This window comes from Burkholderia seminalis DSM 23518, assembly GCF_902832885.1.
Taxonomy (GTDB): domain Bacteria; phylum Pseudomonadota; class Gammaproteobacteria; order Burkholderiales; family Burkholderiaceae; genus Burkholderia; species Burkholderia seminalis.
Map to the genome: position 1 here is coordinate 335853 of NZ_CADFDK010000005.1, position 23653 is coordinate 359505.

Annotated in this window: 22 protein-coding genes; 16 read left to right on the forward strand and 6 right to left on the reverse strand. The window is 68.8% G+C overall.

The window, feature by feature from the left end; all coding sequences use genetic code 11:
• Window positions 1-149: 149 nt before the first annotated feature.
• From tgt to HWX00_RS18540, 5 genes are all read left to right on the forward strand, one after another.
• Window positions 150-1337 carry a tRNA guanosine(34) transglycosylase Tgt gene (tgt, locus tag HWX00_RS18520; protein WP_049028475.1) on the forward strand — a complete coding sequence of 396 codons (1188 nt, stop codon included), beginning with the start codon at window positions 150-152 and terminating at the stop codon, window positions 1335-1337.
• A gap of 232 nt (window positions 1338-1569) precedes the next feature.
• The gene (gene yajC / locus HWX00_RS18525; protein ID WP_006476868.1) at window positions 1570-1893 is read left to right on the forward strand and encodes a preprotein translocase subunit YajC; all 324 of its coding nucleotides are present in this window, start codon (window positions 1570-1572) and stop codon (window positions 1891-1893) included.
• 106 nt (window positions 1894-1999) lie between these two features.
• Window positions 2000-4021, forward strand: coding sequence for a protein translocase subunit SecD (gene secD, locus HWX00_RS18530; RefSeq protein ID WP_034187143.1), 2022 nt, complete (start codon window positions 2000-2002; stop codon window positions 4019-4021).
• Between the two features lie 18 nt (window positions 4022-4039).
• The gene (gene secF / locus HWX00_RS18535; RefSeq protein WP_034187142.1) at window positions 4040-4990 is read left to right on the forward strand and encodes a protein translocase subunit SecF; all 951 of its coding nucleotides are present in this window, start codon (window positions 4040-4042) and stop codon (window positions 4988-4990) included.
• 220 nt (window positions 4991-5210) lie between these two features.
• Entirely contained in the window at window positions 5211-6725 is a 1515-nt protein-coding gene (locus HWX00_RS18540; protein ID WP_226194016.1) for a S41 family peptidase, read from the forward strand.
• Between the two features lie 12 nt (window positions 6726-6737).
• Here the strand turns inward: HWX00_RS18540 and HWX00_RS18545 are convergent, their stop codons facing one another.
• The 4 genes from HWX00_RS18545 to HWX00_RS18560 all read right to left on the reverse strand — a co-directional run bounded on the left by HWX00_RS18545 (window position 6738) and on the right by HWX00_RS18560 (window position 9979).
• The gene (locus tag HWX00_RS18545; RefSeq protein WP_124607867.1) at window positions 6738-8015 is read right to left on the reverse strand and encodes an MFS transporter; all 1278 of its coding nucleotides are present in this window, start codon (window positions 8013-8015) and stop codon (window positions 6738-6740) included.
• Window positions 8016-8202: 187 nt separating this feature from the next.
• Window positions 8203-8784 (reverse strand): YceI family protein, encoded by a 582-nt coding sequence (locus tag HWX00_RS18550; protein ID WP_034187441.1) that lies wholly within the window; start codon window positions 8782-8784, stop codon window positions 8203-8205.
• Between the two features lie 65 nt (window positions 8785-8849).
• Window positions 8850-9410, reverse strand: a complete 561-nt coding sequence (locus HWX00_RS18555; protein WP_175029245.1) for a YceI family protein — start codon at window positions 9408-9410, stop codon at window positions 8850-8852.
• Between the two features lie 8 nt (window positions 9411-9418).
• A complete protein-coding gene (locus tag HWX00_RS18560; protein ID WP_175029244.1) occupies window positions 9419-9979 on the reverse strand; it encodes a cytochrome b in 561 nt (186 codons plus the stop codon).
• Window positions 9980-10238: 259 nt separating this feature from the next.
• Here HWX00_RS18560 and HWX00_RS18565 point away from each other — a divergent pair, with 259 nt between their 5' ends.
• From HWX00_RS18565 to HWX00_RS18590, 6 genes are all read left to right on the forward strand, one after another.
• Window positions 10239-10904 (forward strand): paraquat-inducible protein A, encoded by a 666-nt coding sequence (locus HWX00_RS18565; RefSeq protein WP_175029243.1) that lies wholly within the window; start codon window positions 10239-10241, stop codon window positions 10902-10904.
• A complete protein-coding gene (locus HWX00_RS18570) occupies window positions 10901-11530 on the forward strand; it encodes a paraquat-inducible protein A (protein ID WP_049028430.1) in 630 nt (209 codons plus the stop codon). Before HWX00_RS18565 ends, HWX00_RS18570 begins: the two co-directional genes overlap by 4 nt.
• Window positions 11523-13142: a PqiB family protein gene (locus tag HWX00_RS18575; RefSeq protein WP_049028429.1), complete on the forward strand. Its 1620-nt coding sequence runs from the start codon at window positions 11523-11525 to the stop codon at window positions 13140-13142. The genes HWX00_RS18570 and HWX00_RS18575 overlap by 8 nt, the downstream gene beginning before the upstream one ends.
• Window positions 13139-13864 carry a PqiC family protein gene (locus tag HWX00_RS18580; RefSeq protein WP_034187135.1) on the forward strand — a complete coding sequence of 242 codons (726 nt, stop codon included), beginning with the start codon at window positions 13139-13141 and terminating at the stop codon, window positions 13862-13864. The genes HWX00_RS18575 and HWX00_RS18580 overlap by 4 nt, the downstream gene beginning before the upstream one ends.
• A 455-nt stretch (window positions 13865-14319) precedes the next feature.
• Window positions 14320-16434, forward strand: coding sequence for a site-specific recombinase (locus tag HWX00_RS18585; RefSeq protein ID WP_175029242.1), 2115 nt, complete (start codon window positions 14320-14322; stop codon window positions 16432-16434).
• 153 nt (window positions 16435-16587) lie between these two features.
• Window positions 16588-17892 carry a THUMP domain-containing class I SAM-dependent RNA methyltransferase gene (locus HWX00_RS18590; protein WP_034187133.1) on the forward strand — a complete coding sequence of 435 codons (1305 nt, stop codon included), beginning with the start codon at window positions 16588-16590 and terminating at the stop codon, window positions 17890-17892.
• Between the two features lie 88 nt (window positions 17893-17980).
• Here the strand turns inward: HWX00_RS18590 and HWX00_RS18595 are convergent, their stop codons facing one another.
• On the reverse strand, window positions 17981-18142 hold the full coding sequence (locus HWX00_RS18595) for an SRPBCC family protein (RefSeq protein ID WP_083286615.1): 162 nt from the start codon (window positions 18140-18142) through the stop codon (window positions 17981-17983).
• Between the two features lie 379 nt (window positions 18143-18521).
• Here HWX00_RS18595 and HWX00_RS18600 point away from each other — a divergent pair, with 379 nt between their 5' ends.
• Together HWX00_RS18600 and HWX00_RS18605 are read left to right on the forward strand one after the other, a co-directional pair.
• Window positions 18522-18926 carry a VOC family protein gene (locus HWX00_RS18600; protein ID WP_034187132.1) on the forward strand — a complete coding sequence of 135 codons (405 nt, stop codon included), beginning with the start codon at window positions 18522-18524 and terminating at the stop codon, window positions 18924-18926.
• 73 nt (window positions 18927-18999) lie between these two features.
• On the forward strand, window positions 19000-19686 hold the full coding sequence (locus HWX00_RS18605; protein ID WP_034187131.1) for a helix-turn-helix transcriptional regulator: 687 nt from the start codon (window positions 19000-19002) through the stop codon (window positions 19684-19686).
• A 73-nt stretch (window positions 19687-19759) separates the two neighbouring features.
• Here HWX00_RS18605 and HWX00_RS18610 read toward each other — a convergent pair whose 3' ends face one another.
• Complete coding sequence (locus HWX00_RS18610; RefSeq protein ID WP_175028614.1) at window positions 19760-20683, reverse strand: carbon-nitrogen hydrolase family protein; 924 nt, start codon at window positions 20681-20683, stop codon at window positions 19760-19762.
• 80 nt (window positions 20684-20763) lie between these two features.
• On the opposite strand from HWX00_RS18610, the gene HWX00_RS18615 reads away from it, so the two are divergent.
• The 3 genes from HWX00_RS18615 (at window position 20764) to mnmA (ending at window position 23604) form a co-directional block, all read left to right on the forward strand.
• Window positions 20764-21684, forward strand: coding sequence for a LysR family transcriptional regulator (locus HWX00_RS18615; RefSeq protein WP_034187129.1), 921 nt, complete (start codon window positions 20764-20766; stop codon window positions 21682-21684).
• Between the two features lie 250 nt (window positions 21685-21934).
• On the forward strand, window positions 21935-22444 hold the full coding sequence (locus HWX00_RS18620; protein ID WP_049030822.1) for an NUDIX hydrolase: 510 nt from the start codon (window positions 21935-21937) through the stop codon (window positions 22442-22444).
• Window positions 22441-23604 (forward strand): tRNA 2-thiouridine(34) synthase MnmA, encoded by a 1164-nt coding sequence (mnmA, locus tag HWX00_RS18625; protein WP_034187127.1) that lies wholly within the window; start codon window positions 22441-22443, stop codon window positions 23602-23604. Before HWX00_RS18620 ends, mnmA begins: the two co-directional genes overlap by 4 nt.
• The last annotated feature ends 49 nt before the right edge of the window (window positions 23605-23653 follow it).

Sequence of the window (23653 nt, forward strand, 5' to 3'; positions counted from 1 at the left end):
CGCGCTACGATGGCGCGCACCCGCTTTTTCCCGCCGCCGGTTACCCGGCGGCGTTTCCAACATGCGCCGGACTTGCGATCCGGAGTCAGCGCTTCAGCGCATACTCCGGTCCCATGCAACGCTTTTCCGGTGGCAAGGAGAATGACGCGATGACCGAAGGTTCATCCCACGATACGCACGCGCCCGTGCAGGACCGCCCGGCGAACGGGCTCGAATTCGAACTGCTGACGACCGACGGCCATGCGCGCCGCGGCCGCGTGAAGCTCAATCACGGCGTGGTCGAGACGCCGATCTTCATGCCGGTCGGCACCTACGGCACCGTGAAGGCGATCCAGCCGCGCGAACTGCACGAGATCAAGGCCCAGATCATCCTCGGCAACACGTTCCACCTGTGGCTGCGTCCGGGCCTCGACACGATCGACGCGCACGGCGGCCTGCACGGCTTCATGGGCTGGAACAAGCCGATCCTGACCGACTCGGGCGGCTTCCAGGTGTTCTCGCTCGGCGACCTGCGCAAGATCACCGAGGACGGCGTCACGTTCGCGTCGCCGATCAACGGCGACAAGCTGTTCCTGTCGCCGGAAGTGTCGATGCAGATCCAGAAGGTGCTGAACTCCGACGTCGTGATGCAGTTCGACGAGTGCACGCCGTACGCGACCGACGGCGTGCCCACGACGCACAAGGAAGCGGCCGACTCGATGCGCATGTCGCTGCGCTGGGCGAAGCGCTCGCTCGACGAATTCAACCGGCTCGGCAACCCGAACGCCCTCTTCGGGATCGTCCAGGGCGGGATGTTCGAGGACCTGCGCGACGAATCGCTCGCGGGCCTGGCGGAGCTCGGCTTCCACGGCCTCGCGATCGGCGGGCTGTCGGTCGGCGAGCCGAAGGAAGACATGATGCGCGTGCTGCGCCACGTCGGCCCGAAGCTGCCGGCCAACAAGCCGCACTACCTGATGGGCGTCGGCACGCCGGAGGATCTGGTGGAGGGCGTCGCGAACGGCGTCGACATGTTCGACTGCGTGATGCCGACCCGCAACGCGCGCAACGGCTGGCTGTTCACGCGCTTCGGCGACGTGAAGATCCGCAACGCGACGCACAAGAACTCGCTGAAGCCGCTCGACGCGAGCTGCACGTGCTACACGTGCCAGAACTTCTCGCGCGGCTACCTGCATCACCTGCACCGCGTCGGCGAAATCCTCGGCGCGCAGCTCAACACGATCCACAACCTGCACTACTACCTGCAGCTGATGAGCGAGATCCGCGAGGCGATCGAAACGCATACGTTCGACGCGTTCCGCCAGCGCTTCGCGGAGGACCGTGCCAGAGGGGTCGACTGACCGGCCAGCGGGCCGTACCGCGCCAGTCGCATAGGACGCGGACTAAATAACGCGTTTCGATGGCCCGTCGCGACCGCCAAATATTACAATTTCCTTTCCAAACAAGTCGCGACGGTATCGGTTCGCGCTTTAACAGCTTGATCCGAAAGCGCATTTGCCGATCCGTTTGCACATGGGGCCGGTGGTAGAATAACCGGCTTATTTTTCGATCTTCCCCTACGGAGAGACCAACGTGCCGTTCATTTCCAATGCCTTCGCGCAAGGCGCCGGTGGCGCCGAATCGAGCCTGATGAGCTTCCTGCCGCTCATCCTGATGTTCGCGGTGCTCTACTTCATCATGATCCGTCCGCAGATGAAGCGCCAGAAGGAACACCGCAACATGCTCGCGGCCATGGCGAAGGGCGACGAAGTCGTCACGAGCGGCGGCCTCGTCGGCAAGGTGACGAAGGTCACCGAAGGCTACATCGGCGTCGAAATCGCCGAAGGCACTGAAATCACCGTGCAGAAGGCTGCGGTCACGACCATTCTGCCGAAGGGCACGATCAAGTCGCTGTAAGCCCTTCACCGAGCGTCCGGCTCCCCGCGCCGTGCCCGCCTGAGAGAGCGGGCCGCCGCGGCGCCGGACGCGACGCTTTCACGCCAACCACCCGTTCGGCCCCCTCATGAATCGTTATCCACTCTGGAAATATGTCGTGATGGTCGTGGCGCTCGCCATCGGCCTTCTGTACACATTGCCCAACTTCTTCGGCGAAGCGCCGGCGGTGCAGGTGTCGAGCGGCAAGGCCACGGTCAAGCTCGACTCGACCACGCTGACCCAGGTCGAAGCGGCGCTCGCGTCCGCGCAGATCACGCCGGACGACGTCACCTTCGAGAACACGGCGACCAACGCGAACATCCGCGTGCGCCTGAAGGACACCGATACGCAGCTGCGCGTCAAGGACCTGCTGCAAAAGTCGCTGAACGCCGACCCGAACGATCCGCAGTACGTCGTCGCCCTGAACCTGCAGAGCGCGTCGCCGCGCTGGCTGACGGCCCTGCACGCGCTGCCGATGTATCTCGGCCTCGACCTGCGCGGCGGTGTCCACTTCCTGCTCCAGGTCGACATGACGGGCGCGCTCACGAAGAAGCTCGACTCCGACGCGTCCGACGCACGCTCGCTGCTGCGCGACAAGAACATCCGTGACGGCGGCGTGAGCCGCGTCGACCAGTCCGTGGTCGTCAACTTCAGCGATGCGCAGACGGCGGAAGACGCCCGCAAGGTGCTCGCCGCGTCGATCACCGAACTGCAATGGGCGACCCAGCCCGGCGGCGGCGGCACGCAAGTCGTCGGCACCTTCACGCCGGCCGTGCAGAAGTCCGTCGAGGACGCGGCACTCAAGCAGAACCTGACGACGCTCCACAACCGCGTGAACGAACTCGGCGTGTCCGAGCCGATCCTGCAGCAGCAAGGCAGCGACCGCATCGTCGTCGAACTGCCGGGCGTGCAGGACACCGCGAAGGCGAAGGACATCATCGGCCGCACCGCGACGCTCGAGGCACGCCTCGCCGACCCGATCAACACGCACCCGAACCCGAACGACCCCGTTCCGCCGGGCGAGGAGCTGTTCACGCAGGGCAACCAGGCGCCCGTGCTGCTGAAGAAGGACGTGATCTTCACCGGCGACCGCATCATCGATGCATCGGCCGGCTTCGACGAACACCAGCGTCCGTCGGTCAACATCCGCCTCGACTCGGCCGGCGGCCGCGCGGTGCGCACGGTGTCGCGCGACAACATCGGCAAGCCGATGGCGATGGTGCTGTTCGAGAAGGGCAAGGGCGAAGTGCTGACGGTCGCGACGATCCAGTCCGAGCTCGGCGACCGCTTCCAGATCACGGGCCAGCCGACGCCGCAGGCCGCGGCCGACCTCGCGCTGCTGCTGCGCGCCGGTTCGCTCGCCGCGCCGATGGACATCATCGAGGAACGCACGATCGGCCCGAGCCTCGGCGCGGACAACATCAAGATGGGCGTCCACTCGGTGATCTGGGGCTTCTGCGCGATCGCCGTGTTCATGATCGCGTACTACATGCTGTTCGGCGTGGTGTCGGTGATCGGCCTGTCGGTGAACCTGCTGCTGCTCGTCGCCGTGCTGTCGCTGATGCAGGCCACGCTGACGCTGCCCGGCATCGCGGCAATCGCGCTCGCGCTCGGCATGGCGATCGACTCGAACGTGCTGATCAACGAGCGCGTGCGCGAGGAACTGCGCGCCGGCCAGCCGCCGCAGCTCGCGATCCAGGCCGGTTACGCGCATGCCTGGGCGACGATTCTCGACTCGAACGTCACGACGCTGATCGCCGGTCTCGCGCTGCTCGCGTTCGGCTCGGGCCCGGTTCGCGCGTTCGCGATCGTGCACTGCCTCGGCATCCTGACGTCGATGTTCTCCGCGGTGTTCTTCTCGCGCGGGATCGTCAACCTCTGGTACGGCGGCCGCAAGAAGCTGAAGTCGCTCGCGATCGGCCAGGTGTGGAAGCCGGAAGGCGCCGCTGCCGCCGCATCGTTCACCGACGCGGACGAATCGACCGACACCGCGCGCGCCGCGAAGCTCGCCGCCCCGGCGAAGGGCAACGCGCCGCGCGCCGGCAAGCCGCAGCTGCGCAACCGCGCGCAGCAAGGCGTGTCGCCGAAGAAACCGGGCTCGACCCAATAAGGCCCCGGAGACGAGACCATGGAATTTTTCCGCATCCGTAAAGACATTCCGTTCATGCGGCACGCGCTGGTGTTCAACGTGATCTCGCTGGTCACGTTCCTCGCCGCCGTGTTCTTCCTGTTCCACCGCGGGCTGCACCTGTCCGTCGAATTCACCGGCGGTACGGTGATCGAGGTGCAGTACCAGCAGGCCGCGGAACTCGAACCCGTGCGCGCGACGCTCGGCAAGCTCGGTTATGCCGACGCGCAGGTGCAGAACTTCGGCACGTCGCGCAACGTGCTGATCCGCCTGCAGCTGAAGGAAGGCCTCACGTCCGCGCAGCAGAGCGACCAGGTGATGGGCGCGCTGAAGGCGCAGAACCCCGACGTCACGCTGCAACGCGTCGAGTTCGTCGGCCCGCAGGTCGGCCGGGAGCTCGCGACCGACGGCCTGCTCGCGCTCGCGTGCGTCGTGATCGGCATCGTGATCTACCTGTCGTTCCGCTTCGAATGGAAGTACGCAGTGGCCGGCATCATCGCCAACCTGCACGACGTCGTGATCATTCTCGGCTTCTTCGCCTACTTCCAGTGGGAGTTCTCGCTGGCGGTGCTCGCGGCGATCCTCGCGGTGCTCGGCTACTCGGTCAACGAGTCGGTCGTCATCTTCGACCGGATCCGCGAGACGTTCCGCCGCGAACGCAAGATGAACGTGCAGGAAGTGATCAACCACGCGATCACGACCACGATGTCGCGCACGATCATCACGCACACGTCGACGGAAATGATGGTGCTGTCGATGTTCTTCTTCGGCGGCCCGACGCTGCACTACTTCGCGCTCGCGCTGACGGTCGGCATCATGTTCGGCATCTACTCGTCGGTGTTCGTCGCGGGCTCGCTCGCGATGTGGCTCGGCATCAAGCGCGAGGACCTGATCAAGGAAAAGAAGACCGCGCACGATCCGGACGATCCGAACGCGGGCGCGCAGGTTTAAGCGCCGCGCCGTTTCGGCATCGCACCCAAGCCGGCCCATTCGGGCCGGTTTTTTTATGCGCGGGCCGCCGCGGTACACGGCGCGCGGGCGACACGAGCAGCGCCGTCGCGGGCGTCGGCTACAATCGTCACCACCCTGCCCCGCTTGCATGCCGGCCGCGCGCTGGCCGGGCAAGCACACTCGCCACCCGTCCCAACGTGCGGTCCCGATGATGCCTCCCATGCGTGCCGTTCGTCGCCTTGCCGCCTGCGCAGCCGTCGCGGTCGGGCTCCCGCATGCGCCGCTCGCCGTCGCGCAAGCGGCATCCGCGCCGCCCGCCGCGGCATCGGCCGCCGCCCCGACGCCGTCGCCCTGCCCGCCCGATTGGGAACCGCAGCTCTGCGAACTGAAGGCGGCCGTCGAAGTACTGAAGAAGCAGCACCTGACCGATGTCGACATCGGCGCGCTGCTCGACGCCGCCACCCACGACGGGATCAAGACGCTGCCGTACGCGCGCTTCTTCAACGCGAAGGAGGAGCAGGAGCGGCGCGACGACGAGCAGCGCGCGCGCAACGGCACGCCGGGCATCGGCATCGTGTTCGAGACGCGGCCCGACGGGCTGCACATCATCGACGTGATTCCCGACGCACCGGCCGAGAAAGCCGGCGTGCGGCCGGACGATCTCGTCGTCGCGATGAACGACCGGAGCGTCGTCGGCATCGACAGCGGCGAACTCCTGAAACTCGCGAAGGGCGACGCGGGCGCGCCGCTGAAACTCACGGTGCAGCGCGGCCCGAAGCATGCGGTGCTGACCTTCGCGCCGGTGCGCGCGATCGTCAAGCCGCATCCGGCGATCGCCAAGCGGCTCGACGGCGACATCCTGTACACGCGGCTGTCGAGCTTTCCGGAGCCGGCGGTCGGCGATTACATCGACGCGGTGCAGGCCGCGCGGCGCACGGGCCCGCCGGTGACAGGCATGATCCTCGACCTGCGCATCAACGGCGGCGGCGCGCTCAACGCGGCGATCGGCATCACCGCGCTGTTCGCGGGACGCGACCGCACCGCGATGGTGACGGTCGAGCGCGGCGACACGCAGCGCCGCCGCTACACGACCAACTGGCCCGACTACGCGCTGCCCGTCATGCACGGGCAGGATCCGCTGGCACCGCTGCAGGCCGACGACTGGTGGCGCACCGTGCCGCTCGTCGTGCTCGTCGACGGACAGAGCGCGTCGGCCGCCGAGGCGACCGCGGCCGCGCTGAAGGATCTCGGCCGCGCGAAACTGCTCGGCATGCCGACCTACGGGAAGGGCCTCGCGCAGACGGGCGTCGACCTGATCGACGGCACGCGCCTGAATTTCACGTATGCGCGCAACCTGCGGCCGAACGGCTGCCCGATGGACGGCTACGGCGTCGTGCCGGACTGGCTCGTGCCACCGCGCCGCGATTCGGACGTCGACGGCGTGCTGCTGTGGTACCGGGAAGCCGATCTCGCGCGGGCGCCGTATGCGGACCGGCTGGCGCCCGACCCGTTCGCGCAGGTGCGCAAGGCGCGGCAGGCGCTGCGCGAGCAGCGCGTGCGCGCGAAGGTCGATACGGCGAGGAGCACGGCGCTGCCGCAGCGCGCGTTCGGCACGGCCGGCGACTGGCAGCTTCGGCAGGCGCTCGCCGCGCTCGCGGGGCGTCCGGTGCGGACCGTCGACGCGCCCGCGCAACTGATGCCGGCGCAGCCGGTATGCGAGCGCGCCGACAACTGACGCGCCGCCCCGCTACCGGAAACCGAACCGTCGACGGAGCACGGCCAGCGCCGCGAGGCTCAGCACGGCCGCGAACATCAGGTAGAAACTGGGCGCCGTCTTCATCCCGGTCGCGCGGATCAGCCACGCGATGATGAACGGCCCGAAGCCGCCGAAGATCGTCACCGCGACGTTGTACGCGAGCGACATCCCGGTCGTGCGCGTCTGCACCGGAAACACCTCGGACAACAGGCCCGGCAGCGCCGCGAAGTAGCCCGTCATCAGGAACGCGAGCAGCACCTGCAGCGCGATCAGCGTGCCGAAGCCCGGATGCGCGACGAGGTACGCGAACGCCGGATAGATCAGCACGAGGATGCCGACGGCCGGCGCGATCATCACGCGCACGCGGCCGTATCGATCCGACCAGTGGCCGACGAGCGGCGCGAACGCCATCTGGATCACGCCGACGACGAGGATCGCCGCGAACGCGGCGGACGGCGCGAGGCCGAGCTGCTTCACGCCGTAGGTCGGCATGAACAGCACGAGATAGGTGGCGACGGTGCCGAGCACGACCACGCCCATCGCGGCAACCAGGCGCGCCTTGTGCGAGGCGAACGTGTCGCGCAGCGGGTTCGCGGTGCCTTCGGCCGCGAGGAATTCGGGCGTCTCGTCGACCTTCGTGCGGATGTAGTACGCGACGGGCCCGAGCAGCAGCCCGAAGAAGAACGGCACGCGCCAGCCCCACGACGCCATCTGCGCGGCCGAGAGCTGCGCATTCAGCACGGTGCCGAAGCCGGCGGCGAGCAGCGTCGTGAGCCCCTGGCTCGCGACCTGCCAGCTCGCGAAGAAGCCGCGCCGGCCCGGCACGTGTTCGGCGAGGAACGCGGTCGCGCTGCCGAACTCGCCGCCGGCCGAGAAGCCCTGCATCAACCGCGCGGCGACGAGGATCACCGGCGCGGCGACGCCGATCGTCTCGTAGGTCGGCAGCACCGCGATGATCAGCGTGCCGGCCATCATCAGCAGGATCGACAGCGTGAGCGCGGCCTTGCGGCCCGCGCGGTCGGCATACGCGCCGAGCACGATCGCGCCGAGCGGCCGCATGAAGAACGACACGCCGAACGTGCCGAGCGTGAGCAGCAGCGACACGGTGTCGTTGCCGGCCGGGAAGAACAGTTTCGCGATCGTCACCGCGAAGAAGCCGTAGACGACGAGATCGAACCACTCGAGCGCATTGCCGATCGACGCGGCGACCACCGCGCGCCATACGCGCGGCGACGAGGCAATGGAACGGGACGGCGTGACGGCATGCATCGGCGATCTCCTTGTCGTTGTACGTTCTGTTCGAGGCAGCCGCTGTCGCGCCGTCGGCCTGCCCGGCGCCGCACGCGGCGCTCGGGCGATTATAGGCGCGCAAAAAAAACCGCCGCGCCCCCGGTAACGGGAGCGCGGCGGTCGGGCCCGCGGCAGGCCGGCACGGCGGCCGGCCTCGCCGGAAGCCTTACTGCTGCTTGACCGCTTCGGCCGTGATCAGCAGCTTCGTCTTCATCTTGAAGCCGTACTGCTTGCCGTAGTCGAGGCCGAAGTCGTCGCGGCTGAATTCGCCGACCGCGTCGACGCCGCACACTTCACGCTTGAGCATCGGGTGCGGCATGCACTTGAACGAGTCGATCTTCAGCGTGAGCGGCTTCGTGACGCCGTGCAGCGTCAGGTTGCCGACCACCGACACCGGCTTGTCGCCGTCGAACTTGATCGTGCCCTTGTAGTTCGCCTGCGGGAACTTCGCCACGTCGAAGAATTCGGCCGTCTGCAGGTGCTCGTCGAGCTTCGCGCTGCCCGTGTGGATCGACGCGATGTCGGTCGTCACGTCGACCGTACCGGTCTTCGCCGCGCGGTCGAGCGTCACGGTGCCGCTCGACTTGTCGAACTTGCCGCGCCAGACCGACAGGCCGCCGAAGTGGTCGGCCTCGAAGCTCGGGTACGTGTGGCTCGGGTCGAACTGGTACGTCGCGCTTTCGGCGAAGGCCGAGAACGACAGGGACGCGGCCAGCGCGCCCGCGGCGATGATCAGATGCTTTTTCAAACTCATTCTCCTTGGAACGGCGCCGCGCCCTCGCGCGGCATTCGGGTGAAGCGACAGCCCGCCGCTTACTTCGTGGCGACGAGATGGAACTTGATCTGCACTTCGTCGGCGACGATCGACGTGTCCTTCCACTCGCCGGTGCCGACGTTGAAGGCCGAACGCTTGATCGGCAGCACGCCGTCGAACGTCAGCGTCGCGCCGCTTTGCGCGACCGTGACGGGCACCGTGACGGTCTCGGACTTGCCCTTGATCGTCAGCTTGCCGGTCACGTTGTACTTGTTGCCGCCCGCCGGCGCGATCGCCGACGACACGAACGTCGCCTGCGGATACGCCTTCGCGTCGAACCAGTCCTTGCCGGCGACCTGGTCGTTGTACATCTTGTCGCCGAGGTCGAAGCTCGCGATGTCGATGGTCATTTGCGCGCTGCCCTGCGCGGCCTTCGCCGGATCGAACTTCACCTGCGCGGAAAACTTCTTGAACGCGCCTTCGGTGGGCACGTTCATCTGCTTCGACACGGCGGACACCTTGCTCTTCGCGAGATCGACATCGGCGTGCGCCGCGCCCGACGCGACAAGTGCCGCCGCGGCGAACGCGGTCAGCATGGAGCGGGAGAAAGACACTTTCATGGGATCCTTCATTTGGCAAAGGGAAGCATTCGCGACAGCAGGCCGTCGCGGTCCAACACCTGGTGCTTGAGCGCCGCGAGCACGTGCATCGCGACGAGTGCAAGCAGAATGTAATTCAAAGACACGTGCAGCGTCTTGAAGGTTTCCTTGAGCACCGGATCGGGGTCGATCAGCCGCGGCAACGGCACGATGCCGAGATACACGACCGGGATGTTCGATGCCGAGCTGTACAGGTAGCCCGTCACCGGGATCACGATCATCAGCGCGTAGAGCAGCATGTGCACGCCGTGCGACGCCGCGCGCTGCCACGCGGGCGTATCGCCGGGCAGCGACGGCGGCAGGTGGGTCGCCCGCCACAGCACGCGGATCACCGCCAGCGCGAACACCGTCACGCCGATCCACTTGTGCCACGAGAAGTACTTCAGCTTCGTCGGCGTGAAGCCGGGGATGTCGGTCATCACCCAGCCGAGCGCGAAGCCGCAGACGATCAGCAGCGCGATCAGCCAGTGCAGCGCGATTGCGGTCTGCGTGTAGCGCACCGGCCGGGCCGGCAGCGAATTCGATGCCATCTTGGAGTTCCTCAGTTCAGCGAACGGCCGCGCCGGCCAGGAGTCCGACGCTTGTCAAGGGCGCCATGCTACCGCAACCTTTTGACGCGCGCGGACTCTGAGGACAGGCGTGCCAGCCGGCTGACGGCTTGCCGCCATGTTACCGATCGGTCACGACGCGCACGATCCTTGACACACCGAAAAAGGCCTTTTGGTAAGATTGGCGCGGGTTCCGGCCCCGTCGACGCGTTCCCCCAGCCGTCGCACAACTGCCTTTTCCATGCAACGAAACGACCTGATTGCCTGTCACGAGTGCGACGCACTGTTGCACAAACCACGCCTGAGCGGCCGCGAAATCGCGCGCTGTCCGCGCTGCGACGCGCTGCTGTACCGCAACAGCGCCGCGCAGATCGAGCGGATCTGCGCGCTCGCGCTCGCCGCGCTGATCACGTTCACGATCGCGCAGGCGTTCCCGATCCTCGAAATGGACGTGAACGGCAACCGCGTGCAGACCACGCTGATCGGCGCGATCGATTCGCTGTGGCACCAGGACATGGCGATCGTCGGCGTGATGGTGTTCTGCTCGACCGTGCTGTTCCCGCTCGTCGAGATGGCCGCGCTGCTGTACCTGCTGCTGCCGATCCGCCGCGGCGTCGTGCCGCCCGGTTTCAACCTGGTCCTGCGCGCGATCGAGCTCGTGCGGCCGTGGGGCATGATCGAGGTGTTCATGCTCGGCATTCTGGTCACGATCGTGAAGATGGTGAGCCTCGCGCGCGTCGTGCCCGACGCCGCGCTGTTCGCGTTCGCCGCACTCACGCTGATGATCGCGGTCGTGCTGATGTTCGATCCGCGCACGCTGTGGGACATCGCCGACGACCTGCGCGCCGGGCGCTCGCCCGGGCAACCCGACTCGGCCGCCCCGCTGCCGGAAGCCACCCGCCGATGACGACACCGACCGCCGCACGCGAAGGCTACGCGAGCTGCCACACGTGCGGGCTCGTACAGACGCTCGACCGGCCGCACGCGCACTGCGCGCGCTGCGGCACCGCACTGCACTTCCGTACCCCGAACAGCATCATGCGCACCTGGGCGCTGCTGCTCGCGGCCGCGATCCTCTACATTCCCGCGAACCTGCTGCCGATCATGCGCACCGCGTCGATCGTCGGCTCGCAGGAAGACACGATCATGAGCGGCGTCATCTATTTCTGGGTGTCGGGCGACTGGCCGCTCGCCGTCGTCGTGTTCGTCGCGAGCATCCTCGTGCCGATGCTCAAGCTCGGCGTGCTGCTGATCCTCGTGATCAGCGCGCAGCGCCGCACCGCGTGGCGGCCGCAGCAGCGCACGCGGCTGTTCCGGATCGTCGAGCGCATCGGCCGCTGGTCGATGCTCGACATCTTCGTCGTGACGCTGACCGTCGCGCTCGTCCATTTCCGTTCGCTCGCCGTCATCACGGCCGGCCCCGGCGCGCTCGCGTTCGGTTCCGTCGTGATCCTGACGATGCTCGCGTCGATGCAGTTCGATCCCCGCCTGATCTGGGATCCAGTCGAAAACTCAGGGAATCACCATGAATAGTCCACAAGGCCCGCAGCACGACGCGCCCCGGCCGCCCGATCCGACGATCTCGACGAAAAGCGGCTGGCTGCCGTCGCTCGTCTGGCTCGTGCCGCTGATCGCCGCGCTGATCGGCATCGGCCTCGTGATCAAGTCCGTGCGCGAACGCGGCCCGGAAATCACGATCAGCTTCCACAGCGCCGAAGGGCTCGAGCCCGGCAAGACCCAGGTCAAGTACAAGGACGTCGAGATCGGCATGGTCAAGACGATCAAGCTGTCGAAGGACCTGTCGCGCGTGCTCGTCCAGGTGCAGCTGAAGAAGGAAGCCGAGGACTTCGCGGTCAAGGGCTCGCGCTTCTGGATCGTGCGGCCGCGCGTCGGCGCGACCGGCGTGTCGGGGCTCGGTACGCTGCTGTCCGGCGCGTACATCGGCGTCGACGCCGGCCACGGGCAGGATACGCTGACCGACTTCACGGGCCTCGAGACGCCGCCCGCCGTCACGGGCGACCAGAAAGGCACGCAGTACGTGCTGCGCGGCGATTCGCTCGGCTCGGTCGACATCGGCTCGCCGGTCTATTACCGCCGCGTGCAGGTCGGCCAGGTGGTCGGGTTCTCGCTCGACAAGGACGGCACGGGCGTCACGTTCAACGTGTTCGTCAATGCGCCGTACGACCAGTACGTCGGCGTCAACTCGCGCTGGTGGCAGGCGAGCGGCGTCGACCTGCGGCTCGATTCGAGCGGCCTGAAGCTGAACACGCAGTCGCTCGCGACGGTGATCCTCGGCGGCATCGCGTTCCAGACGCCGCCGAACCAGGGCAGCGGCGCGACGGCGCCGAACAACACGACGTTCCGCCTCGGCTCCGACGAAGGCGACGCGATGCGCGACCCGGACGGCCAGCCGCTGCAGGTCGTGATGAACTTCAACCAGTCGCTGCGCGGGCTCGCCGTCGGCGCGCCGGTCGACTTCCGCGGCATCGTGCTCGGCGAAGTGACGAACATCGGCATCGACTTCGATCCGAAGACGAAGAACTTCCTGATGCCGGTGACGATGAACGTGTATCCGGAACGTCTCGGCCGCCGCTTCCGCGAATCGATCGAGAGCAAGGGCGAACCGGCCCGTCGCGAGATCGTCGAGCGGCTCGTCCAGCACGGGCTGCGCGGCCAGCTGCGCACCGGCAACCTGCTGACGAGCCAGTTGTACGTCGCGCTCGACTTCTTCCCGAAGGCGCCGGTCGTGAAGATCGACACGGCACGCCAGCCGCTCGAGCTGCCGACCGTGCCGAATACGCTCGACGAACTGCAGCTGCAGGTCGCCGACATCGCGAAGAAGCTCGACAAGGTGCCGTTCGACCAGATCGGCGCGAACCTGAACAGCGCGCTGTCGAACGCCGACAAGCTGTTCAAGCAGCTCGACACGCAGGTCGCGCCGGAAGCGCGCGACACGCTGTCGGCCGCCAAGCAGACCTTCTCGACCGCCGAGGCGACGCTGCAGCAGGATTCGCCGCTGCAGTCCGACGTGCGCGGCGCGCTGAAGGAACTCACGCGCACGCTGCAATCGCTGAACGCGCTCGCCGACTATCTCGAGCGTCACCCCGAATCGCTGCTCAAGGGCAAGCCAGGAGACAAGCAATGACGACACGCGTGAACGGTTTCGCGCGCAGCGCGGCGGCGGCCCTCGCCGCCCTCGCGCTCGCCGCGTGCAGCTCGCCGCCCGCCCGGTTCTACACGCTGAGCCCGGCCGACGCCGCGGCGCCGCTGCGCACCGCGCCGGCCAACCCGGCGTTCCTGATCGAGGTGCCGTCCGTCGGCGTGCCCGAGCAGGTCGCGAAGAACCAGCTGGTCGTGCAAAAGAACGCCGCGCAGGTCGACGTGCTCGAGCAGGAGCGCTGGGCGTCGCCGCCCGCCGACGAGATCCGCCGCGCGCTGTCGGACGATCTCGCCGCGCAGCTCGGCACGATCGACGTCGCGAATTCCGCGACGCCGCCCGGTGTGCCCGTGTATCGCATCAGCGTGAACGTGCAGCGCTTCGAGTCGTGGCCGGGCAAGCGCGCTGCGGTCGACGCGGTGTGGAGCGTGCGCTCGCTCGCCACGCAGGCCGTGATGACGTGCCGCACGAGCGTCGCGGAACCGGTCGCCGACGGCTACGACGCGCTCGTCGCCGGCCACCGGCGCGCGCTCGACGTGATTGCGACGCAAGCCGCGGCCGGCGTACGCGCGATGGCCGCACGCCGCGGCACGGCGGCCACGCCGGCGCCTGCGTCCGGCAGCAAGACGGCCGCCGCGCCGGTCGTGCCGTGCCCGGCCAACCCGACCTCGGGCGGCGACGCCGGCGCGACGGGCAAGTCCGGCGCCTGAGCGGGCGCCGCGCAGGCGAGCGTTCGATGCGACGCTGGCCCGCGCGGCGCATCCGATAGCGATCGCCGCCCGTTACCGGCCGGCATCACGCCGCCGCGACCGGCCCCGCGCATCGCGCCGAACCGCGAGTTTGCATTGTTTGTCAAATCGGCCGGAACCGGCGCCGGCCAACGCGGTCGGCTTGCGTTTTCCGGCCCGATTGACGATCCTACGCACTTTCCGGCTCGCGCCGTTCGTCGTGCGCGCCAGCCAGCGGCGCCGGGCCGCGTTCGGCCCGACCGCCGTGCCTCCCGGCGCCCGCACGCGATCGGCGTGCAGCGCAGCGGGGCAGCCGCATCGCGGGTTGCCGCGCATCGTCCGGCCACCGCCCCGTCTCACCCGTTCTCCCCGGCGCCGTGCCGCTTCCCCGGCCGGCATCCCGAACCCGCCCGTCCAGGGCTTTCGCTATTCCGTTTATGTTTCGTTCCCTGACGACCCTGATCAAGAAGTGGCGCGCGTCGCGCAATGCCGGTCACCAGCTCGATGCGCTGCTCGCGCACGCCGACGCCGATGCATCGTATGCCGAGCGCAGCGAATGGCTGATCGAGCTCGCGCACTGGCTGCGCCGCAACGGCACGATGCAGGAGACCCCGGCCGAGCGCGACGCCGACACGCGCGCGTATCCGGCCCATGCGCGGCTGCGCTACCTGTTCCACGTGCTCGATCGCAACCCCGCCTGGAAAGCGCACGCCGCGCGCATCCTGCGCGGCATCCTGCGCGAATGCGACGGCATCTCGCTGCTGTGCGACGCCGGCATGCCCGTGCACTCGGGCTTCTTCGGCGCGCTGTTCGAGCGGATCGACTCGTCGCTGATCCCGCCCGCGCCGAACCGCCGCGAGCTGTCGGCACTGTTCACGCTGATGTTCCCGGCACCGGAGGACGCGAAATGGATCGACGCGCTGCCCGACGACCTGCTCGCGCGCCTCGCCGAGCTGATCTCGTTCGACGTCACCGAGGAGGAACGCCACGAGCCCGGCTCGTTCTCGCGCGACCTGCTGGCCGCGCTGCATAACCTGACCTGCCAGATCAGCTCGACCGGCCTGTCGCAGACGGTGCGCAGCCGGCTGTCCGACGACGATGCGCGCAAGCCGCTCGAATCACAGCCGTTCTACCGCCTCACGCGCGCGATGCTCGCGGTCGAGACCGCGCACGCGGCCGTCGAGGACGGCGGCGACCCGAGCAAGCTGCTGCACGAGGTGAACTACCTGCGCGTGCTGCTCGACGAATGCCGGATCGCCGTCGACGACGTGTTCTCGCACCTGTACCGCAACGGCGTGTCGGTCGACATCGTGTTCCAGGTCGAGCGGATGCGCATGCGCATCCTGCGCGCGGAGACGCTGCTGAACGCGTGGATGGCCCGCGACGACCTGCACGGAATGGCCCGCCTGACGGCCGAGCTGGTCGACGCGAACCAGAACAGCCAGAGCGTCACGCACCTCGTGCGCAGCAACTTCTCGCTGTTCGCACGCAAGCTCGTCGAGACCAACGCGGACACGGGCGAGCACTACATCTCGCGCGGCCGCGCCGAATACCTGAAGATGCTGCGGATGGCCGCGGGCGGCGGCCTCGTCACCGTCGTGACCGTGTGCGTGAAGTTCGCGATCACGGGCGCGCACCTGCAGTCGATGCTCGAAGGGCTGCTCGCGGGCATCAACTACGCGGCCAGCTTCATGCTGATGCACTTCCTGCACTTCACGCTCGCGACCAAGCAGCCCGCGATGACCGCGCCGACGCTGGCGCGCGAACTCGACGACACCGGCCACGACGAAGGCGTGAAGGCGTTCGTGTCGTCGGTGATCGCACTGATCCGCACGCAGGCGGCCGCGATTTCCGGCAACGTGCTCGTCGTGCTGCCCGTCTGCCTGCTCGTGCAGCTGTTCGCGGGCAACGTGCTGCACACGAACGTGATCTCGCCGGAGAAGGCGCATGCGACGCTGCACTCGTTCTCGCTGCTCGGCCCGACGCCGTTCTACGCGGCGCTCACGGGCGTGCTGCTGTGGGCGTCGAGCCTGCTCGCGGGCTGGGCCGACAACTGGTTCGTGCTGCACCGCGTCGGCGACGCGCTCACCTACAACCGCCGGCTGCGCCTCACGCTCGGCGCGGCCGGTGCCGCGAAGCTCGCGCATTTCTGCCGGTCGAACGTCGCCGGCGTGGTCGCGAACGTCGGCCTCGGCCTGATGCTCGGCCTGATCCCGGCGATCGTCAGCGTGTTCGTGTTCCCGTTCGAGGTGCGTCACGTGACGCTGTCGGCCGGCTCGATCGGGGTCGCGCTCGGCGTGCTGGGCAAGAGTGCGCTGAGCACGCCCGAACTGTGGTGGGCCGCCGCCGGCGTGCTCAGCATGGCGATCCTCAACGTGCTCGTCAGCTTCGCGCTCGCGTTTACGATGGCCGTGCGCTCGCGCAGCCTGCGCCCGACCAAGGTGCGCGCGCTCGTCGCCGCGATCGTCCGCACGGTGCTGTCGCATCCGCTCGCGCTGTTCTGGCCGGCCGGCGGCCAGGCCGCGCGCGCCGGCCACACGGGCTCGCACTGACCCACTGAACCCGCGGCGGGCGCGTCAGGCCGCGCCGCACCGGTCTCCCGGTGCGCGCCCGCGGCCGTCGCGCGGGCGGTGCGGCGCCGAAACGCCGGCCCCGGCCGCCCGCGCCGCGTACAATAGTGGACTTTTGCACGTCCTCACCGCCTTATGTCCTCGCCCACCCTGTTTGAATTCTTCGCCCCCTGCCCGCGCGGCCTCGAAGCGGCGCTTGCCGCCGAGCTGGCCGAAATCGCCGGCCGCCACCTGAACGGTGCGCCGTTCACCGCGGGCGCGCAGGTGCCGGGCGGCGTCCATTTCAGCGGCGGCTGGGCCGCCGGCATGGCCGCGAACCTCCATTCGCGGATCGCGAGCCGGATCCTGCTGAAGATCGCGCACCGCGCGTACCGCAACGAGCAGGACGTCTATGCGCTCGCGCTCGAGCAGCCGTGGGAGCGCTGGTTCGCCGCCACGCAGACGCTGCGCGTCGACATCACCGCGATCAAGTCGCCGCTGAAGAGCCTCGAGTTCGCGACGCTGCGCGTGAAGGACGCGATCTGCGACCGGATGCGCGACAAGACCGGCGCGCGCCCGAGCATCGACACCGGTGCGCCGGACGTGCGCGTGTTCGCGTTCCTGACGGCCAACGAATGCACGCTGTACCTCGATACGTCGGGCGAGCCGCTGTTCAAGCGCGGCTGGCGCCTCGACAAGGGCGCGGCACCGCTGCGCGAGAACCTCGCGGCCGGCATCCTGCGCCTGACGGGCTGGACGCCCGGCACCGCGCTGTACGACCCGATGTGCGGCAGCGGCACGTTCCTCGCGGAAGCCGCGCAGATCGCGCTCGGCGTCGCGCCCGGCGTCGAACGCCGGTTCGGCTTCGAAAAGCTCAAGCAGTACGACATCACCGCGTGGCAGGGCCTGAAGGTCCCGGCGCTGGACGCGAAGCGCGCGGCGCGCGGCAAGCGCAACGAAGCGCTCGGCGTGTACGGCAGCGACATCTCCGGCGACATGCTCGAGAAGGCGCGCGCGAACCTCGAGCGCGCGGGCGTGCCGTCGGTGTGGCTCAAGCAGGTCGACGCGCGCGGGATGACGCCGCCGTGCGACGCGCCGGGCATCATCCTCGCGAACCCGCCGTACGGCGAGCGGATCGAAGTGCGCGGCCGCAGCGCGCGCGGCGAGGTGCGCGAAACCGGCCGCAACCGCGGCAACGACGATGCGTTCCGACGCACGCACACCGACGCACCGGACAGCGAGTTCTTCAACGTGCTGGGCGATGCGCTGAAGCAGCGCTTCACGGGCTGGCAGGCGTTCCTGCTGACATCCGACCGTTCGCTGCCGGGCCAGCTGCGGCTGCGCGAATCGGCAAAGACCCCGCTGTTCAACGGCGCGCTCGAGTGCCGGCTGTTCCGCTTCGACCTGATCGCCGGCAGCGTGAAGGCGCGTCCGGCCGCGCCGGAAGGCGGCGACGCGTAATCCGCGTCCATCGGGGCCGCCCGTGCGGCCGCCGCGGCACCGACAAACGCCGCCGTTACCGCACCCGCGGCAACGGCGGCGTTTCGTTTCAGTGCTTCGACTCCGACCCGCGCGCCATCCTGAATGGCAGTGCACGCCCGGTCTCGAGCAGCGTCTTCAGGCTCGACAGCACGACCGGCCAGCCGCCGCGAATCCCGCGATCCCTCTCCGAACCGGGCACGAGCCCGTCGTGCGTGACGGTCCGCTTCACGACGCCGGCCTGCGGCTCGACGAGGTAGATCCCGCGCGATTCTTCACCCTCCCCCCGACGGCGTGCGCCACGTGACGACCAGCCGGCGCGGCGGACCGTTCTCGATTACCTCGCCGACGATGTCGACCCGCGACGGATCGTCGTCGTCCTGACGTTCCCAGCACGACCCCGGCCGCCAACAAAACGAGGTCCATGCCGCTCCCGGGTCCATGCCGCTCCCGGGTCAATGGCGTCATTGCGCAACCCCATGGTTGCATGTCAAGGGTGACAACTCTACTGACAATACGGTGTCAGCAGCCCGCGCTCACACTTCAATCCCGGCGCAATGCAGGCTGGTTTCCACACCGAACCCGAATAACAACGCAACAAGGAGCTCGTCATGACGTCCGCAACGGCCACCGCCACCCTGGAACGCGCAATCGCGTGGTTCGACATCCCGTCCCTCGATTTCGAACGGGCGATCCGCTTTTACGAAACCGTGCTGCAAACCACGTTGCAGCGCGCGATCATCGGCGGCGTGCCGATGGCCACGTTCGATCACGAAGCGTCGAGCACCGGCGGCAGCATCGTGTTCGATCCGCAGCAGATCAAGCCGAGCGCGAACGGCGTGCTCGTCTACCTGAACGCCGGCGAATCGGTCGTCGCGGCGCTCGAACGCGCGAAGCGCGCGGGCGGCGTCGTGCAGGGCTCGGTCGTCGAGCTGCCGAACAACTACGGCTACGTCGGCTACCTGATCGACACCGAAGGCAACCGCGTCGGCCTGCACGCGCCGAAATGCCACTGAGCGCACCGGCCGGCGGCCCGGCGCGGCGCTATCATCGCGAAATCCCCGTAGCCAGAGGAATCGAGGTGCCGTCATGACCCGCCGTGCCGACCGCCTGTTCCAGATCGCCGAGCTGTTGCGCGGGCGTCGTCTCACGACCGCGCAACAGCTGGCCGACTGGCTGTCGGTGTCGCCGCGCACGGTCTATCGCGACGTGCGCGACCTGCAACTGTCGGGGGTGCCGATCGAAGGCGAGGCCGGCATCGGCTACCGGCTGAACCGCAACGCGAGCCTGCCGCCGCTCACGTTCACGGCCGAGGAGCTGGCGGCGCTCGCCACCGGCGCGCGGATGCTCGAAACCTGGGGCGGCGCGCGTTTCGCGAGCGGCGCGCGCTCGGCGCTCGCGAAGATCGCGTCGGCGATGCCGGCCGACAAGCGCACGGCGCTCGACCGCCTGCCGGTGTTCGCGCCGTCGTTCCACATCGACGAGACGTTCTGCGCCAAGGTCGACGCGATCCACCAGGCCATCGACACGCGCCACGTCGTCGGTTTCGACTATCGCGACCGGCTCGGCGCGCATTCGCAACGCCGCGTCTGGCCGCTCGGGCTCGTGTACTGGGGCGGGCGCTGGACGATCGGCGCGTGGTGCGAGCTGCGCGGCGATTTCCGCACCTTCGACATCGCGCGCATGGGCGACATCACCGTGCACGAGCAGTTTCCGGACATGGAAGGGCGGCGGATCGCCGACTACATGCGGATCGCGGAAGCGCCGATGCGCTGACGCGGCACGGCAGCGGGCGTCCACCGAGCAAGGGGCGCGCGCCGGCGCCGGTCCGGCCTTCATTACTCGCCGATTAGCCGCCGAACACCACCGGCCGCTTCGGCCGCTCGTCCACGTGCAGCGAAAACACGTCCGCCCGCGCGTAGTGGCCGACGACGTCGAAGTCGTAACGCGCCCGCACGAGTTCGTCGGTATCGATACGCGCGGTCACGAGCCCGGCCTCGCCGATCAGCGGCTCGGTCAGCAGGTCGCCGAGCGGCCCGACGATCACGCTGCCGCCGCGGATCAGCGGCCGCTCGGGATCCCAGCCCGGCACGTCGATACCGAGCGCGCGCGGCGACGGCTGCACCTGGCACGCGCTCACGACGAAGCAGCGCCCTTCGTGCGCGATGTGCCGCATCGAGTTCTGCCACAGATCGCGCTCGTCGACGGTCGGCGCACACCAGATCTGCACGCCTTTCGCGTACATCGCGCAGCGCAGCAGCGGCATGTGGTTCTCCCAGCAGATCGCCGCGCCCGCGCGGCCGGCTGCCGTCTCGACGACGGGCAGCGTCGAGCCGTCGCCCTGCCCCCAGATCAGCCGTTCGGTGCCGGTCGGCATCAACTTGCGGTGTTTCGCGACGAGCCCGTCGCGCGGATCGAAGAACAGCGCCGTGCAGTACAGCGCGCTGCCGCCGCGCTCGATCACGCCGACCACGAGGCTCGCGCCCGTGCGCTGCGACAGCGCGGCCAGCTCGTCGGTTTCCGGACCCGGCACGTCGATCGCCTGCGCGGCGTAGCGCGCATACGCGTCGCGGCCCTCGGGCAGCCGGTAGCCGAGGCGCGTGCCGAAGATCTCGCCTTTCGGATAACCGCCGAGCACGGCCTCGGGCAGCACGACGAGCGACGCGCCGCTGTCGCGGATCGCGGTTTCGTAGCCGAGGATCGTGTCGAGCGTGGCGCGCGTGCCGGCGGGCGATGCGCCGATCTGCAGCGCGGCGATGACTGACGTGGACATGAAGGCGTCTCCGGTGAATGAGGTGACGCCATCTTTATCGATATCATTTCATCGATCAAATCGATACAACGATAACTGACATGAATGCAGATGATATCGCCGGCCTCGACCTGAACCTGCTGAAGGTGTTCGAGGCGCTGTACGAGGAAGGCGGCGCGAGCCGCGCGGCGCTGCGGCTCGACCTCACGCAGTCGGCCGTCAGCGCGGCGCTTGCGCGGCTGCGCGTGATCTACGCCGATCCGCTGTTCGTGCGCACCGGCCGCGGGCTCGCGCCGACGCCGCGCGCGGACGAACTGAAGCCGATCCTGTCCGACGCGCTCGACCGCTGCCGCGAAAGCCTCGCGATCGCGGCCGACAGCGGCGACCGCGTCGGCCGCACGATCTCGGTCGGGCTGTCGGACGACTTCGAGATCGCGCTCGGCCGCGCGTTGATCGATGCGGTCGCGCGGGAAGCCGCGGGCATCCGGCTGATCTTCCGGCAGACCCACAGCGGCATCGCCGGCGACGCGCTGCTGCGGCACGGCGTCGATCTCGCGATCGCGTCGGGCGGGTTCTCGGCGAACGGGCTGAGCCGGCGTGCGGTCGCGACGGGCGGGTACGCCTGCCTGATCGATCCGGCCGCCCGCGCGCAGCCGCCGCGCGCGCTGACGCTCGCCGATTTCCTGCGGCGCGACCACCTGCTCGTGTCGTCGGGCGGCGTGATCGGGATCGTCGACGAGGCGCTGGCCGCGCTCGGCCACAAGCGGCGCGTCGCAGCGTCGACCACGCATTTCGCCGCGTTGCCGTACCTGCTCGCCGGCTCCGACGCGGTCGCGACGATTCCCGCGCACGCGGCGCGCGCGATCGCCCATTCCACGCCGCTGCGCGCGCTTGCCTGCCCGGTCGACCTGCCGCGCTATCCGGTCGAAATCGGCTGGCGCACGAGCACGCAGCGCGACCCGGCGATCGTGCGCGTCCGCGACACGATCGCCGCGTGCGTCACGCGCCTCGTCGCGCCGTGAATGCACGTGCGTCGGGATTGCCGGCCGCGCCGCCGGCGCGTGCCGCACACCACCCGCAACCGCGCTGGCGCCGCTTTCCACCCGGGACGACGGCCGTGCCCGCACCTTCCGCACGATCGATCGCGCACGGCCGCGGCGCCCGCCGGCACCGCATCGCCCCCCCCGACGGCAAGACGCGCAGCTTACGGGGTCGGATTCGCAAGACCAGACGGCCGGCAGCGTTCGGGCGCAACCGGTAAAATGCCGATCCATGAAACCCGAAATCTGGACCCCGCATGTGACGGTCGCCGCGCTCGTCGAGCACGCCGGCCGCTTTCTCGTGATCGAGGAAGAAACCTCGACGGGCCTGCGCATCAACCAGCCGGCAGGCCATCTCGAGGCCGGCGAAACGCTGGCCGACGCCGTGATCCGCGAAACGCTCGAGGAAACCGCGCACCCGTTCACGCCCGACGCGCTCGTCGGCGTCTATCTCGCGCACTACGACCGCCCCGGCACCGCCGGCGCGACCTACCTGCGCTTCACGTTCTGCGGCACGGCCGGCGAACCGGTCGCGGGCCACGTGCTCGACGACGGCATCGTCCGCACGCTGTGGATGACGGCCGACGAACTGCGCGCGTGCAGCGAGCGTCACCGCTCGCCCGCCGTGATGCGCTGCGTCGACGACTATCTCGCCGGGCGGCGCATTCCGCTCGATTTCGTGCACACGCATTCGGTCGCGCCGCGCCCCGAAGCATTCGAACGTCAGGCGGTCAACAAATGAGCAAGCGCCGTGTAGTAGTGGGCATGTCGGGCGGCGTCGATTCGTCGGTGACCGCGTGGCTGTTGAAGGAACAGGGCTACGACGTGGTCGGCCTGTTCATGAAGAACTGGGAAGACGACGACGACGGCGAATACTGCTCGACGCGCCAGGACTGGATCGACGTCGTGTCGGTGGCCGACCTGATCGGCATCGACGTGGAGGCCGTCAACTTCGCCGCCGAATACAAGGACCGCGTGTTCGCCGAGTTCCTGCGCGAATACTCGGCCGGCCGCACGCCGAACCCCGACGTGCTGTGCAACGCCGAGATCAAGTTCAAGGCGTTCCTCGACCACGCGATGTCGCTCGACGCGGAAATGATCGCGACCGGCCACTATGCACGCGTGCGCGAGCGCGACGGACGCTTCGAACTGCTGAAGGCCTTCGATCATACGAAGGACCAGTCGTACTTCCTGCACCGGCTGAACCAGGCGCAACTGTCGAAGACGATGTTCCCGCTCGGCGAGATCCCGAAGACGAAAGTGCGCGAGATCGCCGCGCAGATCGGGCTGCCGAACGCGAAGAAGAAGGATTCGACCGGCATCTGCTTCATCGGCGAACGGCCGTTCCGCGATTTCCTGAACCGCTACCTGCCGACGAAGCCCGGCCCGATGAAGACGCCCGACGGCAAGGTGGTCGGCGAGCACATCGGCCTCGCGTTCTACACGTTCGGCCAGCGCAAGGGCATCGGCCTGGGCGGCAGCAAGAGCGGCAGCGGCGAACCGTGGTTCGTCGCCGCGAAGGACATCGCGTCGAACACGCTGTACGTCGTGCAGGGCCACGATCATCCGTGGCTGCTGTCGCGCCAGCTCGTCGCCGGCAACGTGAGCTGGGTCGCCGGCGAGCCGCCGGCCGACGGCTTCGCGTGCGGCGCGAAAACGCGCTACCGGCAGGCCGACGCCGCCTGCGCGTTCGGCGCGGCCGCGCCCGGCCCGGCAGGCGAAGCGCGCTTCTCGCTCGCGTTCGACGACGCGCAGTGGGCCGTCACGCCCGGCCAGTCGGCCGTGCTGTACGACGGCGAGATCTGCCTCGGCGGCGGCATCATCGAGCTCGCGGCAACCGACGCGCCCGGTCGGGCCGCACCGGCGGAAGGCCACGCACCGGCGCTCGCCGACGCACGCTGACACGTATTCGGTTTAGACTTGCGGCACGCCGCGCCCGGCGGAACACGAA